15 protein-coding genes and 1 riboswitch are annotated in these 15,384 nt (G+C 36.9%); of the genes, 9 read left to right on the forward strand and 6 right to left on the reverse strand.

The genetic code is table 11. From position 1 onward, the window contains the following. Nucleotides 1–383 precede the first annotated feature (383 nt). Nucleotides 384–1,457 carry a branched-chain amino acid aminotransferase gene (locus tag ACPYKA_RS10800; protein ID WP_479542300.1) on the reverse strand — a complete coding sequence of 358 codons (1,074 nt, stop codon included), beginning with the start codon at nt 1,455–1,457 and terminating at the stop codon, nt 384–386. Nucleotides 1,458–1,935: 478 nt separating this feature from the next. Between ACPYKA_RS10800 and ACPYKA_RS10805 the strand changes: the two genes are divergently transcribed. The 5 genes from ACPYKA_RS10805 to ACPYKA_RS10825 all read left to right on the forward strand — a co-directional run bounded on the left by ACPYKA_RS10805 (nt 1,936) and on the right by ACPYKA_RS10825 (nt 7,584). Further along, nucleotides 1,936–3,090 (forward strand): acyl-CoA dehydrogenase family protein, encoded by a 1,155-nt coding sequence (locus tag ACPYKA_RS10805; RefSeq protein WP_479542301.1) that lies wholly within the window; start codon nt 1,936–1,938, stop codon nt 3,088–3,090. 55 nt (nt 3,091–3,145) lie between these two features. Next, on the forward strand, nt 3,146–4,327 hold the full coding sequence (locus tag ACPYKA_RS10810; protein ID WP_479542302.1) for an aminotransferase class I/II-fold pyridoxal phosphate-dependent enzyme: 1,182 nt from the start codon (nt 3,146–3,148) through the stop codon (nt 4,325–4,327). A gap of 57 nt (nt 4,328–4,384) precedes the next feature. Then, nucleotides 4,385–4,494, forward strand: a riboswitch (SAM riboswitch). A 541-nt stretch (nt 4,495–5,035) separates the two neighbouring features. Beyond that, nucleotides 5,036–6,055, forward strand: a complete 1,020-nt coding sequence (locus ACPYKA_RS10815) for a methionine ABC transporter ATP-binding protein (RefSeq protein WP_479542303.1) — start codon at nt 5,036–5,038, stop codon at nt 6,053–6,055. After that, the gene (locus tag ACPYKA_RS10820) at nt 6,039–6,698 is read left to right on the forward strand and encodes a methionine ABC transporter permease (RefSeq protein WP_479542304.1); all 660 of its coding nucleotides are present in this window, start codon (nt 6,039–6,041) and stop codon (nt 6,696–6,698) included. Before ACPYKA_RS10815 ends, ACPYKA_RS10820 begins: the two co-directional genes overlap by 17 nt. A gap of 37 nt (nt 6,699–6,735) precedes the next feature. Then, complete coding sequence (locus ACPYKA_RS10825; protein WP_479542305.1) at nt 6,736–7,584, forward strand: MetQ/NlpA family ABC transporter substrate-binding protein; 849 nt, start codon at nt 6,736–6,738, stop codon at nt 7,582–7,584. A 407-nt stretch (nt 7,585–7,991) separates the two neighbouring features. Here ACPYKA_RS10825 and ACPYKA_RS10830 read toward each other — a convergent pair whose 3' ends face one another. The 4 genes from ACPYKA_RS10830 to ACPYKA_RS10845 all read right to left on the reverse strand — a co-directional run bounded on the left by ACPYKA_RS10830 (nt 7,992) and on the right by ACPYKA_RS10845 (nt 11,767). After that, nucleotides 7,992–8,969 carry a metal ABC transporter solute-binding protein, Zn/Mn family gene (locus ACPYKA_RS10830; RefSeq protein ID WP_479542306.1) on the reverse strand — a complete coding sequence of 326 codons (978 nt, stop codon included), beginning with the start codon at nt 8,967–8,969 and terminating at the stop codon, nt 7,992–7,994. Nucleotides 8,970–9,033: 64 nt separating this feature from the next. Further along, nucleotides 9,034–9,894 (reverse strand): metal ABC transporter permease, encoded by an 861-nt coding sequence (locus ACPYKA_RS10835; protein WP_479542307.1) that lies wholly within the window; start codon nt 9,892–9,894, stop codon nt 9,034–9,036. Continuing rightward, nucleotides 9,894–10,637 carry a metal ABC transporter ATP-binding protein gene (locus ACPYKA_RS10840; RefSeq protein WP_479542308.1) on the reverse strand — a complete coding sequence of 248 codons (744 nt, stop codon included), beginning with the start codon at nt 10,635–10,637 and terminating at the stop codon, nt 9,894–9,896. Before ACPYKA_RS10840 ends, ACPYKA_RS10835 begins: the two co-directional genes overlap by 1 nt. Nucleotides 10,638–10,876: 239 nt before the next feature. Next, nucleotides 10,877–11,767: a cation diffusion facilitator family transporter gene (locus ACPYKA_RS10845; protein ID WP_479542309.1), complete on the reverse strand. Its 891-nt coding sequence runs from the start codon at nt 11,765–11,767 to the stop codon at nt 10,877–10,879. Nucleotides 11,768–12,007: 240 nt separating this feature from the next. Between ACPYKA_RS10845 and ACPYKA_RS10850 the strand changes: the two genes are divergently transcribed. After that, a complete protein-coding gene (locus ACPYKA_RS10850) occupies nt 12,008–12,910 on the forward strand; it encodes a fumarylacetoacetate hydrolase family protein (RefSeq protein WP_479542310.1) in 903 nt (300 codons plus the stop codon). Continuing rightward, the gene (locus tag ACPYKA_RS10855) at nt 12,911–13,042 is read left to right on the forward strand and encodes a hypothetical protein (RefSeq protein ID WP_479542311.1); all 132 of its coding nucleotides are present in this window, start codon (nt 12,911–12,913) and stop codon (nt 13,040–13,042) included. It begins immediately after the preceding gene. 474 nt (nt 13,043–13,516) lie between these two features. Here ACPYKA_RS10855 and ACPYKA_RS10860 read toward each other — a convergent pair whose 3' ends face one another. Continuing rightward, nucleotides 13,517–13,786: a DUF4190 domain-containing protein gene (locus tag ACPYKA_RS10860; protein ID WP_479542312.1), complete on the reverse strand. Its 270-nt coding sequence runs from the start codon at nt 13,784–13,786 to the stop codon at nt 13,517–13,519. Nucleotides 13,787–13,945: 159 nt separating this feature from the next. Here ACPYKA_RS10860 and ACPYKA_RS10865 point away from each other — a divergent pair, with 159 nt between their 5' ends. Continuing rightward, complete coding sequence (locus tag ACPYKA_RS10865; protein WP_479542313.1) at nt 13,946–14,875, forward strand: hypothetical protein; 930 nt, start codon at nt 13,946–13,948, stop codon at nt 14,873–14,875. Between the two features lie 110 nt (nt 14,876–14,985). Continuing rightward, nucleotides 14,986–15,267: a hypothetical protein gene (locus ACPYKA_RS10870; protein WP_479542314.1), complete on the forward strand. Its 282-nt coding sequence runs from the start codon at nt 14,986–14,988 to the stop codon at nt 15,265–15,267. The last annotated feature ends 117 nt before the right edge of the window (nt 15,268–15,384 follow it).

Below are 15,384 nucleotides of genomic sequence, written 5' to 3' on the forward strand. Positions count from 1 at the left end.
AGCTATTTTAGCATCATTGGTATAATGAAGTGAACGCTGACCTCTGAACGGGGTTGGCGTTTTTTTGTGTGCTTGAGTTGCGTGGATAAATCGTGTTCTTCGTGGATAAATTTATAATTAGCTGGTTAAGCCCCGGCTCCGTGGTTAAATCTCGAATTGCGTGGTTAAATCGCGTTCTTCGTGGTTAAATTTATAATTAGCTGGTTAAGCCCCAGCTCCGTGGTTAAATCTCGAACTAGCTGGTTAACCGCTGTTCGAGCGACGGGCCACCACATTTTTATTCAAGAGCTTTACGGTTAACTATTGAAGTCCTCATGTTTTAATCTTTATCTTGTTAAAATAAAAAACTGTCTTTTTACAAAAAAGACAGTTTTCCCCTCTTATTATTCTACTTTTACGATCCAATTAAACGGATCTTCCACTTTTCCGTACTGAATACCTGTTAACGTATCGTACAATTTTTTAGCGATTTCACCAGTTTTTCCTTCATTAATGGTGTAGTCTTTTTCTTCCCACGTCAGCTGACCGATTGGAGAAATGACAGCCGCGGTGCCTGTTCCAAATGCTTCTTCTAATGTCCCGTTTTCATGTGCTTCGGCGATTTCTTTCATCGCAATTCTTCTTTCAACAACTGGAACACCCCAAGATTTTAGTAATTGAATGACAGAATCACGTGTTACACCTTCTAAAATACTACCATTTAATTTAGGAGTAATAATTTCTCCATTAATTTTGAAGAAAACATTCATGCTACCGACTTCTTCAATGTATTTTTTCTCTACACCGTCCAGCCATAAAACTTGCGCAAATCCGTCTTTTTCCACAATTTCTTGCGCCATCAAGCTTGCGGCATAGTTTCCGGCAGTTTTGGCTTCACCTGTTCCACCTAATACAGCGCGCACATATTTATTTTCTACCGCAATTTTTACTGGATTAATTCCTTCTTTATAATAGGCACCAACTGGAGATAAGATAATCATAAATTTATATTGTTTGGAAGGTGCAACTCCCAGGTACGGTTCTGTAGCTATAATGAAAGGCCGGATATATAATGAGGTTCCTTCTTCATTCGGAATCCAGTCTTTTTCAATTGTTAATAGTTTTTTTAAAGCTTCGAGCGCTAAGTCTTCATCGATGTGCGGAATACATAGTCTGTCGTTTGAGTGATTCAAGCGTGTGAAATTTTTCTCAGGTCGAAATAATTGAACATCGCCACTTTCTGTAACATAAGCTTTTAATCCTTCAAAAACGGTTTGCCCATAATGAAAGATGATCGCAGCTGGGTCAAGTGTCAAATTTTGATATGGAACAATTTGCGGATCATGCCAGCCTTTTTCTTCTGTATAATCCATGCTGAACATATGGTCAGTAAACACACGACCGAACTCTAAGGTTTTCCAATCTGGTTTTGGTTTCTGATTTTTTGTATATTCCACATTGATAGTTTGTACTTTCATAACTCTATCTCCCTCGTATTATATATTTCAAGAACAAAAATTTGCTCTTTGACAACTAAATATTTGCGTTACCATTGACTGCGGTAATAATAAAATGAAAACTGCTTGCCATTGACGTCGCGAGGTCAATGATGGCGGTCATTGGACAGAGGATAATTTACCCCAATTTCCCCCCCTGGATACCGCGTGATGTCCCTAGATAATAGAATTGGAATAGGTCTAACTGGGAATATGCTGTTATCTCCTCGTAGTGATAATATGAACGAAATTATCTTCTATTATAACGTATATAGATATAAATTTGTTATTAGTTATATAAAACTTGGAAATCTTCGGTCAAAATATTGAAAGATGATGATATTAATGCTACAGTAAATCAGACTAAATTTATCCGAAATATTTAATTTAAATATAACCGATGCGTAACACGAAAGCTAAAAATGAATATGTTAAACTAATCATGTAGGAGGTCTATAAAATGAAATTGACAGACTTAAAAACGATGGATGAAAGACTAGAGTTATTAGAAAAAACAGCAACGAATTTCTCAGGTCGTGCACGCGAACATGATGAAGCAGGTTCTTTTCCATTTGAAAATTTTGCAGAGCTTAAAAAAATAAATTATCCTGCACTTGCGATACCGAAAGAATATGGTGGGTTAGGGATCTCTTTATATGAAATGTTAAAAATGCAGGAGACGATTGCACAATATGATGGATCAACAGCATTGTCCATCGGCTGGCATATGGGAATTACAAAGCATACTGGTGAAACAAATGCTTGGGATAAAGCGACGTATGAAGCTTTTGCCAAAGATGTTTTGGAAAAAGGCACATTATTAAATAATGCCGCGACAGAACCTGCAACAGGGAGTCCGACTCGGGGTGGAAGACCGGAAACGGTTGCGAAAGAAACAGAAGACGGTTGGATTATTAATGGACGAAAATCATTTACTACACTTGCTCCGATTTTAGATTATATTTCGGTTAGTGCGTCGATTGATGGAACGGAAAAAGTAGGCAGCTTTCTCGTCCGACGTGAACTCGATGGTGTTAAGGTGGAAGAGACTTGGGACTCAATCGCGATGAAAGCAACGGGAAGTCATGATTTAGTACTTGAAAATGTGAAACTGAAAAAACAAGATTTATTAATGCACATTACACCAGGAGATAAAGGAGCACAAGGGTGGTTGCTCCATATTCCGGCATGTTATTTAGGGATTGCCAAAGCTGCTCAAAAATATGCGATTGATTTTGCAACAACTTATTCACCATCGAGCATTAAAGGGACGATCTCCGAGATCCCGGCTGTTAGACAAAAAATTGGTGAGATGGAACTTCGCGTATTAGAAGCAAGTACATTTTTATATTCCACCGCTAAAAAATGGGATGAAGGCGATGAAGATACAAGAAATGCAATGAAAGCGGAACTTGGTGCGGTAAAATTATCCGTTGTTAATAAAGCATTAGAAATTGTAGATCTTGCCATGCGCATCGTCGGAGCAAGAAGTTTATCTGCTAAATGTCCGCTCCAACGGTATTATCGTGATGTAAGAGCTGGTCTTCATAATCCACCGATGGACGATATGACGATTATGGGTCTTGCTAGTTCGGCTATACAAAAACAAACTTGACATTTTTCATTAATAGGATATTTTAAATATAAGTGATTTTTAAAGGAGGGCTTGTATGCAAGTGTTTGAGCAATCTGATGCGATAAAACGACTTCCAGATCAGTTTTTTGCTAAACTTGGAAAAAGAGTACAAGAGCTAGTTAAACAAGGGCACGATGTAATTAATTTAGGTCAAGGTAATCCCGATTTACCGACTGCCGATCATATTGTGAAAGCTCTACAAAAAGCGGCGGAAGATCCGATAAACCATAAATATTCACCATTTCAAGGTTTTCCGTATTTTAGGAAAGCGGTAGCTGATTTTTATAAACGAGAATATGATGTAGATCTGAATCCAGATGAGGAAGTCGCATTAATGTTTGGATCAAAAATCGGTCTATTCGAAGTTAGTCAATGTTTACTGAATCCTGGGGACTTGACGTTACTGCCAAACCCTGGTTATCCAGATTATTTATCAGGTGTCGCATTAGCAAATGCTAAACATGAATTCATGCCACTTTTAGCCGAGAACGGATTTTTACCGGATTATAGCAAAATTTCTGAAGAAGTGTTAGAAGAAGCGAAATTGATGTTTTTAAATTATCCGAACAATCCTACGGCCGGAGTTGCGACACGTGAATTTTTTGATGAAACAGTAGCGGTCGCAAAAAAACATAATATTTGTGTCGTCCATGATTTTGCCTATGGGGCGATTGGATTTGACGGTGTTAAACAACCTAGTTTCCTTGCGTCAAAAGGGGCAAAAGATATCGGAATTGAAATGTATACACTATCTAAAACGTACAATATGGCAGGCTGGCGTGTGGCGTTCGCTGTTGGAAACGCATCAGTCATTAAGACGATTAATTTATTGCAAGATCACTTGTTTACTAGTTTGTTTGGAGCAATCCAAGAAGCGGCTACCGCAGCGATTTCTGGGGATCTCACGTTTATCGATGAATTAGTAGAAACGTATGAGAGAAGAAGAAATGTTCTAGTCGAGAGTTTACATAAAATCGGCTGGGAAGTGGAAGCACCTAAAGGAACATTTTTTGCATGGTTTAAAGTTCCTGAGGGCTATACGTCTGCTGAATTTGCAGATTTGTTGCTGGAGGAGGCACATGTCGTTGTTGCTTCTGGAAATGGATTCGGTTCGTTGGGAGAAGGGTATATCCGTATTGGACTGCTTGATTCTGAGGAGCGTCTTCGGGAAGCGGCAGATCGGATTGGAAAACTAGGATTATTTCGAAAACAATAAAATGTTTGACAAAATCCCACAAGACTTGTAATATAGTAAACTATAAAATTAAATGATAACTTATCAAGAGTGATTGAGGGGTCAGGCCCAATGAAATCACAGCAACCTTCCACACGTTGGAGTTGGTGCTAATTCCTGCAGAATGATTCCGTTCTGAAAGATAAGGTTTAAAGATAAAATAACCCCTCTTTCAAATGGAAGAGGGGTTTTTAGTTGTGACTTGGACATCACTAAAACGTTCTATTCGATGACGAACGATTACAAGATAAATAGTTAAGAATGTTACTTTTGAAATGGTTTAGTTCTTATTGCGTTGAAGTAAACTGTGCAGTAGTTGTTGTGTAGTGATAATTTATCGCTCCGGAAATACACTGCGCGCATCCTAAGGCGGCTGCTGAGCCCCTACGTGCTACGCACTTGGGTCTCACCTAGGCCTATCCTTCCACGACGCACAGGACGTGCCCGCGGAAAACAACGGTTCGTAGCGGAAAACAACCTAAGCACTTATTCAACTGTTTATGGATAATTAGCAACAAAGTTTATTAAAACATACAAAAGAAAATCCGAACTAATCCAAAGTCCAATTGAAGAACTTTAAATCATAGTTTCGATTTCAATGTGAGCCTTTTTAAGATGTGAAATGAATCAAAATAGTGTATGAGTTTTAATTATGGAGCGATTCGCGCATTGTTCCAAGGAGGAAATTTTATGATTAAGCTTCAACAAATTAAAAAAGTCTTTCAAACAAAAAAAGAAAATGTAATTGGTGTGGACGATGTATCCTTACATATTAAAAACGGTGAAATATACGGAATCGTCGGATATAGTGGTGCTGGAAAAAGTACATTGCTCCGTTGTATTAATTTATTAGAGCGTCCAACGAGCGGAAAGATCATTATCGATGGAGTGGATGTAACTGCCCTTTCCATTAAAGAACTACGTAAAGCCCGCCAATCGATTGGGATGATTTTTCAAGGTTTCCATCTCGCTTCATCGAAAACTGCTGCAGAAAATATTGCTTTTTCATTAAAAGTTGCAGGAGTACCAATTCCAGAAAGAGAGAAGCGAGTAAAAGAACTGCTGGAGTTAGTAGGACTTGCCGATAAAGCTGATCATTATCCGGCACAGTTAAGTGGAGGGCAGAAACAGCGAGTAAGTATTGCTAGAGCACTTGCGAACAATCCAAAAGTGTTACTTTCGGACGAAGCAACATCTGCACTAGACCCAAGTACGACAAAATCGATTCTTAACTTGTTGAAAAAAATTAATCAAGAACTTGGAATCACAATTGTCTTAATTACTCATGAAATGGAAGTCGTTAAAGAAATTTGTCACCGTTGTGCAGTAATGCAAGATGGAAAAGTAGTTGAAGAAGGAAAAACATATGATATTTTTAGTAATCCACAAAACGAGTTAACGAAAAACTTCATTGAAACGGTTTTACAGTTTACCATACCGGAAAAATTACTAGATGCTTGCACTGGTACGATTATCCGTTTACAGTTTCAAGGTACCACTGCCAATGAAGCGATCGTTTCGGATATGTTACAACAGCATCCTGTCTCAGGAAATATTTTACACGGGAAAGTAGAATACATTAATGAAGAACCGCTTGGGATCTTCATTATGGAATTAAGCGGGGAAAAAGCTGATATTAATAAAGCGATTCGTTATTTGGAAAAACGGATGCAAAAAGTGGAGGTGATTCAACATGGAAGCTCTCATTAATTTACTGCCAGAATTAAATAAAGCATTTTTTGAAACATTGTATATGGTCGGAATTGCAGTCGTTGTTGCCATATTAATTGGCATGCCGCTTGGAATAGTGCTTTATGTTACAGATAACGGATTAATCTTAGAAAATCGTTTTATTAAGGCAGTTGCGGGTGTTGTTACAAACTTAGTCAGATCGATCCCATTTATTATTTTACTCGTATTTTTACTACCATTTACGAATTTTTTACTCGGAACACAGATTGGACCGACTGCGGCTGCAGTACCATTATCGGTCGCAGCGATTCCATTTTTTGCTCGAATTGTCGAATCATCAGCACGAGAAATTGACCGGGGTGTCATCGAAGCAGCTGTATCTGTTGGTGCAAAACCATGGACGATCATAAAAGATATTATTTTACCAGAAGCAAAACCGGGCATCATTAGTGGCCTAACAATTACGATTATCAGTTTAGTAGGATACTCCGCAATGGCTGGAACCGTTGGAGGAGGTGGGATTGGGGATTTAGCGATTCGTTACGGATATTACCGTTACGATAACACGGTAATGTATACAACGGTCGTTGTGTTAATTGTACTCGTACAAGTCATTCAATTTACTGGTGATTTCATTGCCAAGAAAGTAAATAAAAGATAAGTATTCATCCATTTATTAAATGAAGGAGAAAAAAAACATGAAAAAATTTAGCGTACTATTAATTGCAGTACTTTTCGTTGTCGCGCTTGCAGCTTGTGGTGGTAGTAATAACAAACAAACGGACGAAAACGGAACAGGAAATGATGAAGCAACAGAAAAAGATGCCATTACATTTGGTGCAACGACAGGACCATATAGTGATATGGTAACGAAGGCAATTAAACCATTATTAGAGGAAAAAGGATATACAGTAGAAAACATCGAGTTCAGTGACTACATCCAACCAAACAATGCACTTCATAACGGTGACATAGATGCAAACTTATTCCAACATAAAATTTATTACGAAGCTTTTGCGGAAGAAAATAACATAGACTTATCTGAACTGATTATTGTACCAACAGCACCAATGGGGCTATTTTCGAATAAATATGATTCCGTGGAAGATATTGAGGATGGAAGTACCATTACAATTGCAAACGACCCAACGAATTTATCAAGAACATTAGTGATGCTTCAAGATGAAGGGTTAATTAAAATTGCTGACGATGCGGATCCACTAACAGCATCTGTAAAAGATATCGAAGAAAATTATAAAAATTTACAGATCCATGAAGTGGAAGCAGGTCAATTACCACGTACTGTTGATAGTGAAGATTTAGCATCTGTACCAGGAAACTTCGCTTTAGCGGCAGGATTTGATTTACTAGATGCGATTGCTCTTGAAAACATGCCTGATGATTACAGAAACCGCGTTGTTGTTAATACCGAAGACATCGATGCATCATGGGCAAAAGATATTATTGAAGTAATTGAATCAGACGCATTTGAAAAAATCATCGATGAAGAATTCCAAGGTTTCGGAAAACCAGAGTGGATGCAGTAGAGTTAGGAAGAGAATGGGACAAAATATTTTTAATAAAGAAAAATCCAAACTATAGTATGGATATAAAACCCGCTACGGAAATATACTTTTCGCATTCTTAGAGCTGCTGCTTTTAGCCCCTACGTGCTAGGCACTTGGGTGTCATTTATGCTTTCCTTCCGCGATGGACAGTGAAGCGAACAGAGGCGGTATTAAACGATGAAATAAATAAAGATGACGTACTCGTTAATAGCTATATTAACTGAATATGAGGGTAGATATTAACGTGACAAAGGGATTTATTAGAGAAGGGCCATCCCAAAAAGTGAATTCTCATTGACCTTTTGGATAGCCCTTTTTATTATAGAAATTTCCCGGCAGGTTAAAGAAGAGATATGTCAAAATTGCCAGAAAATATCCATATAAAGTTACTTGCTTAGTCCATCGGAGATAATATCAATATTATATTTTAGATATTTAATATACGTATCTACTTCATCACCAGGGTTCCCAATTTCGTCTGAGTAAATTGGTTTTTCATAAATGTCTACACCTGATTCTTTTGATACAGTTTCCATTGGACGTTCGTCTACGTTTGATTCAAGAAATAAAACTGGTACATTATTTTCATCAATAAATTTAACTAGTGATTTTATTTGTTCAGGAGAACCATTCTCCTCTGTATCTACTTTCCAAATACATGCTTCTCCCATATCATATCGATCAAGCATATATTGGAATGCACACTCGCTTGTCACTAAAATTTTATTCTCTTCTGGAAGAGCTCCTAGTCGTTCTTCATATTCTTTTTCAACTTCTTTTAGTCGATTTAAATAATCACTTGCGCGCTCCTCATAATACTCTTTGTTATCAGGGTCTACTTCAATAAATGCATCGCGCATGTCTTCTACCATGTGAATTCCTACGACCGGGTCAATGAATGAATGTGGGTTAACTTCTTCTTCTCTTGTTGCTTCATCACGTAAATACATTGGCTCGACTCGTTCTGTTAAACTATACACTTTGGATTTGTCTTGACCAACAGAGTCAATCATCTTGAAAAACCAACCTTCTTCTCCACCTTCTAAGTTCATCCCATTATAAAACAAAATATCTGCATCTGTTGCTTTTTTAATATCTTCTGGAAGCGGTTCGTATTCATGTGGATCCGTTCCTGTTGGTACTAAGTTATGAACCTCAACTTTATCACCGCCAACTTCTCGTACCATGTCCGTAATGATGGTAAACGAAGAAACTACTTGTAATTTATCCCCGTTAGTTTCCGCCTCTGTTGCTTCTTTCGTATCACCTTGCTCTGTATTTGAAGAGGCATCATTTCCCCCACAAGCTGCAAGGATAAGCAGTGCAAAACTTGCTACAAATATAAATTTTAAATACTTCCTCATTCTTCCCTTACTCTCCTTTTTACTTTAAGTAATATATTTTTCAACTTTCCCCAAACAAGCAGTCTTACTTTTCTATAGCTACTTTACGCTTACTTTTTTGAAGCATACGCCAAAAAGTTCCTTGCTTCGGTGAAAAGAGAAATATAAGAATAAATATTGCAGTTGTAGCCAATACAATGATTGGGCCTGACGGTAAATTATAAACAAAACTGAAATAGAGCCCTAATATGGAAGATATCGCACCAAAAAAAGCTGCTAAAAATATCATTGTAGACAAACGGTTTGTTAACAAGTAGGCTGTCGCTGCAGGAGTAATCAACATCGAAACAACGAGAATAACTCCTACTGTCTGTAAAGATGCAACGGTAACTAATGTTAATAAAACCATAATTCCATAATGAATCAATCTCACTTTTAATCCGTAAGCAGCTGCCATCGTCTCGTCAAAGCTTGATACGAGTAGTTCTTTGTAAAAGAGAATAACCGCTAATAAAACAATGGCTCCTACGATTAATGTAATCACCATATCAGATGTACGAACAGAAAGTACGTTCCCAAATAAGATCTGCGTTAAGTCTGTCGCACTTTGCGCAACTGTAATTAAGATAATCCCTAGCGCAAACATTGCCGAGAACACTAGACCAATAGAGGAATCGTTTTTAATCCGACTGTTTTGACTGATAATACCAATTCCTAAAGCGGTAAGTACACCTGTTACTACGGCTCCATAAAAATAATTGATTCCAAGCATATACGAAATCGCGACACCAGGAAGCACTGCATGGGAAATCGCATCTCCCATTAGCGCCATTCCACGAAGAACAATAAAACTTCCAATTACCCCGCAAATAATTCCAACCATAATCGATGTGACAAATGCTTTTTGTAAAAATTCGTAGGTCATTAAATCTTGAATAAACTCCACTACACTCCTACCTCCAGACCTTGAGCCAATGCAATTTTCATATTAAAGCAACGTTCCATATTTTCCGTCTGGAATACTTTTCGAACTGGACCTGCACCATACAATTCTTTATTAATGAGTATGAGGTCATCAAAATAGTTTTCGACCTTTGATAAATCATGGTGTACGACGAATATTGTTTTGCCCGCATTACGTAAATCTTTAAGGATGTTAATAATCACTTCTTCACTAGCTACATCAATTCCGACAAATGGTTCATCCAGGAAAAAGAAGTCTGCTTTTTGTGCCAATGCTCGTGCAAGGAATACGCGTTGTTGTTGTCCACCTGAAAGTTCTGCTATTTGCCTGTTGCTAAAGTCTTGCATACCAACTTTTTCCAAACATTGAGCGGCTAACGCTTTATCTTTTCTTTTCGGTCGTCTAAACAAGCCAAGATTAGGAAATGTTCCAAGCAGAACAGTATCTTTTACAACGATCGGGAAGTCCCAGTCAATATTGCTTCGCTGTGGTACGTAAGCTATTTTTTTGCGAACATGATCGATCGGCTCACCGCATATTTCTACGGTTCCACTGTCTTTTGGAATTAACCCAAGTACTGCTTTCATTAACGTTGATTTACCTGCACCATTCGGCCCGATAATTCCGATTAAATTACCCGTATCAAATGAGAATGAGATATTTTTTACGACTTCATTTCCATAATAAGAGACACTTAAATTTTTCACATTTATGGTTCCTTCCATATAATTTCACCTTCCAACAAAATGTTTTTATTTATATATATATTCGCCATGAACTAAAGTTTTTACCACGTGCAACATTTCTAAATACATATTAATATATTTATCATCGTTTGTAAATCTTTTTCTCTAAAATTTTAAAAAATATTCGAAATAAATACTTACATATGTATATGTAAATGGCATCGGTTAGGTTATTTCAGGTACCAAACAAAAAAACCTGCTTTACGTAGCAGGGTTTTTTAGGGATGATAAGGATTTATATGTACAAGTACATCTTCTATTTCATTATGCTTATTTAGTAGCGCATGTTTTGCCTCACTAGCTATCGTGTGGCCTTGTTTTACAGTTATATTTGGATCGACACTGAGCCGCAAATCGATGACGACGTAGCTTCCATGAGTTCTTGCTAACATTTGATCAACACGGAGCACGCCATCCACTTGGAGCACGGTCTGTTTATATTTTTCTACTTCCTTAGGAGGGAGTACCTTTTCCAAAACAACGGTTGCTGATCCTTTGATAAGATGATAACCGACTTTAATAACGATAACTGAAACGATAATCCCGGCAATTGCGTCTCCATATATGAGGAAAGAAAGGTTTAATTTTTCACCTATGATAGCTAATCCGACCCCGGCCAATGCCGCTAAAGAAGATAAGGAATCTGAACGATGGTGCCATGCTTCACTAATTAGAGCAGTACTATTATATTTTTTGCCGAGAAAAAGTTTATAATAAAATAGAATTTCTTTTACAACAATGGACGTAATTAAAATAATTAACGCAAGAGTTCCTGGCGCTTCAGGGATATCACCAAAAAGTACTTTAATGGATGATAAACTAATTTCGATTCCAACAATAACAAGGAGCAATGCGACAATGATAGAAGCAATATTTTCCGCTTTCCCATGTCCATAAGGATGCTCTTCATCTGGAGGCTTGTTCGCTATTTTGACAGCAAACAGTACAACGATGGAACCAACGACATCAGAAGCAGAGTGGAGTGCATCTGCAAGTAGTGCTCGACTTCCTGATAAAACGCCACCAATACCTTTAAAAATCGTTAAAAGTAGATTTACAATTATTCCAATCCATGTAGCTATAATGATGGGACGTGCATTTTCACGCATATTGTCAGCCCTTTCTGTAGGTTCACATTCTATCGTAACAGGTGAATACGGTGTGGGTCTATAGCAATGATGTTTTGATGAGAAACATAAAAAGGACGAAGCAACTATTTTTCCTTTAGTGAAAATTAATCAAGTTTTAGTGTGAGCGAAAATGAAAAGGTTCATACAAGAAGCGAAACGTGTAAATTTCGACTAGTCCTGTTAGACTTATATATAATGAATAAATAGGAGGTTAACGACATGAAACTTCTTACGTTTAAAAAAGATAATACATATGCGCTTGGGGTAAAGACAGATGAAGGTGTTATTGATGTTAAAAAGGCTGTAGAAGTATTTCCTGAAAACGGTGTTGCTACAGATATGATGGAACTGATCGAAGGTGGAGATGAAGCGGTAAGACGTTTAGAACAATTTGTTAAATCTCTCGATTATAAGGGGGCAGGTTTTGTAAAAAAAGAATCAGAAATTGAATGGGGGCCTGCTATTACTAAGCCAAGTAAAATTATTTGTGTCGGCTTGAATTACAAAAAACATGCAGACGAAACGAAAGCTAAATATCCAGAAGTGCCGATATTATTCAATAAATTTGATAACGCTTTAACAGGACATTTAGCTGAAATTGAAGTACCAAGGACGACAGAACGTCTTGATCATGAAGTGGAACTTGGAATTGTAATCGGGAAGACGGGGAAATTCATTGAGGAAGAAAATGCACTAGAGTTTGTGCTCGGCTATTGTACGACAAACGATTTATCCGCTCGTGATATCCAAAAACGCACGCCACAATGGATGGTAGGGAAGACGAATGATGGATTTGCTCCAGTAGGACCTTATTTAGTAACAAAAAGTGAAGTTGAAAATCCGAATTCGTTACAGTTAACAACAACAGTGAACGGAGAAGTTCGCCAAAATTCCAATACTGCAGATATGATTTTCAGCTGTGAACAACTGATTAGTTATATTTCAAACTATATGACATTAAAACCAGGAGATCTCATTATGACTGGTACGCCAGAGGGGGCAATTTTAGGGCGACCTATCGAAGAACGTGTTTATTTACAGCCCGGAGATACTGTTACGGTGGAAGTAGAAAAGTTAGGAGCGCTAACGAATACGTTTGTTGAAGATAAGGGATTTAAATAAATGATATATACAGTAATATTGTATTTAACATTAGCTGGTTTGTTATTTACGATTGTAGAGGTATCCAAAATAAAAAAAGAGAATATAAAATTAAGACAAGAAATTGAGAAACTTAAAAGAGGAAAGAAATAGATATGTATTCATTTTCATACAGGTCACAATAAGTTTTTATCACTTTTTATATTTTCTATTATACTTTAAAGACATTGGTAAAAAACATCTTTATTATTGGTATTTTGAAGGTTAGATCCTCCGTCTTCAATCCTTTGTAGGAGTCACCGTGTATTTCCTTCGCTGGGGTGTGCATAGTAACAGTTCTGCACAGTTTGATATAACAATCATAATGGTTGATTGTAGCTGGAAGGCAGTAGACTCCACATGTCTGAAGCCTCTTTCGGCTCCGAAAGAGGCTGAAGCCGTGTCGGCGGAAAGCGACTGCCTGGAGGCGGAAATTAACAGCGCTGTTACTAGGTTTTTAATTTTTCATTACTTAACAGTATCTTCAACTACATATTTAGATCCATCGATTGAACATCACAACTTCTAGTCCTGTTATCGTCCCATTTTAGAATAAGATGTTTAGTTGTTTTCCACTATTTTTATCTTTTAAATAGAAGAACTTACTGCTAGGAACATGAATGCTACAAATGCAATGATTACAAACAATTGTAATAGAATTCCAATTATGCTACAAATAAGCCCAGCAAGTGCTATTCCACTTCCTTTTTCTTGAGGCACGTTTAAGGCTTTTTTTGCTTTTACATAAAAGACGATTCCAATAATTCCGAGAATAAGTCCAAGCCATGGAATAACGAGCGATAAAATTCCTAACACTAATGCGATGATGGCACTACTATTTGTCTGTTCAGTATCCAAAAATATTCCTCCTTATTTTTTGCTTATTTAACTGTATCATATTACTTTTAAAAATAAAATATTTTTTCTCCCTATAAAGTCACGGATAGAAGGTCCGATGCTTCAACTAACTTCCCGTGTTATAATAACAAATACTGTGCAAATTTGGGGGGAATCGATATGAAAAGATTCATTATATTTGCAATAAGCATTGTCTATCTATCTGGCTGTATGTCAATGGTTGAAAAAGTTGTTACAAAAAAAGATCAACCAGTGAAAGAAGAATCTAAAGAGATTAAGAATGAGGAAACTGATCTGACTGTAGATCCTACTAATATGGATGCGTGGGATCCAGAAACATTAGCAAAATTGGATAAAGATGAACTGGAAGATTTTTATGAAAAGGCAGCTAAACAAGGGGTACTCGATATTAAGACTAAAAAAATTGGTAGCCAATATAATGAAGATGGCAACTATAAATATCATCATACTGAAAAAGAAATTGTTGAGGAATATATGGACGAAAATGGACGAATATATTTTGATTTTGATGATTATCCAATTCGAAGCATAGAAAGTATGGATGGAAATATAAATTATATTATGAATTACAGTGATGCTTTTATTGAAGCTCATGAAGGAGAAGCTTATATTATCCCGGAAAGTCATATTGAGACAGCGTATGAATTTTTTATTGCGAATCAACCAAAAGAACTGCAAGGAAAAGACCCGTCCGAATACCGCACATGGGAAGAAGCGACTAATTTAGAACGGAGTATTATTCAAATTATCGAGCTAAGCGGTCCCTTGTTAAATGATTTAGGATTAATGATGGAAAATGATCTCTATTCAGGTGTTGGGTTTGAAAAAATATTGGAGGAATATGAAAAATTGGGTAGCCCTTCGAATATTATTCCAGCCCCACAAACAGTTTCAGATGCTGTATTATATGAAAATATGCAATTAATTCATCAGCTATGGGGACAGTTGGGTACTTTTCAAAACCCAGAACAACAAAAAGAAGCATTTGATGAAGTATATAACGAGTTACGACAGGAAATGAATAATATAATCGTACGAGTGAATTATACTTTAGGTGAAGAAGAATAATAATAACGAATAATAAACGATGTCTACGCAGTTTAATTGACTTTAGAAAGTTTCAATTGTAAACTATAGGTTGAGAAAAAATATATAGACGGATGACATGAGGTGACGAAATGATTCAAGCAACATTAACGATCGGTGCTGTTTTAACAGTAGCATTACTTATTATAAGTTTTATTCTTGTAAAAGCAACACCAAAGAAAAGTTATGCTACATACTTCCCGGGACTCATTTTCTTTGCAGCTGGTCTTATTCTCTTATTATTTGCTACGATCTTAGACCGAATTTGGATTATGGGTGCAGGCCTTGGTGGTTTGGGAATTGCTTGTTTATTCGCAGCTGGAATCAGCTTGATGGTAACAGCAGTTATGGATTCGTTCAGACAAACTGCATAAATGAAATGATAAAGCTTGTAGAGACTACAAGCTTTTTATTTTTGGGAAAAATTAATCACGAATTCGCATAAGTTGAAGTTGATATTTGCTCAAGTCAGGCTGAAAGTTGCTCAAGTC

It is taken from the genome of Pseudogracilibacillus amylolyticus (SeqCode) (genome assembly GCF_051918545.1).
Lineage (GTDB): Bacteria > Bacillota > Bacilli > Bacillales > Amphibacillaceae > Pseudogracilibacillus.

Excerpts from the sequence above, each read along its gene's own strand:
- ACPYKA_RS10800 (WP_479542300.1), bottom strand. The coding sequence starts at position 1,457 with ATGAAAGTACAAACTATCAATGTGGAATATACAAAAAATCAGAAACCA.
- ACPYKA_RS10805 (WP_479542301.1), top strand. The coding sequence starts at position 1,936 with ATGAAATTGACAGACTTAAAAACGATGGATGAAAGACTAGAGTTATTA.
- ACPYKA_RS10810 (WP_479542302.1), top strand. The coding sequence starts at position 3,146 with ATGCAAGTGTTTGAGCAATCTGATGCGATAAAACGACTTCCAGATCAG.
- ACPYKA_RS10815 (WP_479542303.1), top strand. The coding sequence starts at position 5,036 with ATGATTAAGCTTCAACAAATTAAAAAAGTCTTTCAAACAAAAAAAGAA.
- ACPYKA_RS10820 (WP_479542304.1), top strand. The coding sequence starts at position 6,039 with ATGGAAGCTCTCATTAATTTACTGCCAGAATTAAATAAAGCATTTTTT.
- ACPYKA_RS10825 (WP_479542305.1), top strand. The coding sequence starts at position 6,736 with ATGAAAAAATTTAGCGTACTATTAATTGCAGTACTTTTCGTTGTCGCG.
- ACPYKA_RS10830 (WP_479542306.1), bottom strand. The coding sequence starts at position 8,969 with ATGAGGAAGTATTTAAAATTTATATTTGTAGCAAGTTTTGCACTGCTT.
- ACPYKA_RS10840 (WP_479542308.1), bottom strand. The coding sequence starts at position 10,637 with ATGGAAGGAACCATAAATGTGAAAAATTTAAGTGTCTCTTATTATGGA.
- ACPYKA_RS10845 (WP_479542309.1), bottom strand. The coding sequence starts at position 11,767 with ATGCGTGAAAATGCACGTCCCATCATTATAGCTACATGGATTGGAATA.
- ACPYKA_RS10850 (WP_479542310.1), top strand. The coding sequence starts at position 12,008 with ATGAAACTTCTTACGTTTAAAAAAGATAATACATATGCGCTTGGGGTA.
- ACPYKA_RS10855 (WP_479542311.1), top strand. The coding sequence starts at position 12,911 with ATGATATATACAGTAATATTGTATTTAACATTAGCTGGTTTGTTATTT.
- ACPYKA_RS10865 (WP_479542313.1), top strand. The coding sequence starts at position 13,946 with ATGAAAAGATTCATTATATTTGCAATAAGCATTGTCTATCTATCTGGC.
- ACPYKA_RS10870 (WP_479542314.1), top strand. The coding sequence starts at position 14,986 with ATGATTCAAGCAACATTAACGATCGGTGCTGTTTTAACAGTAGCATTA.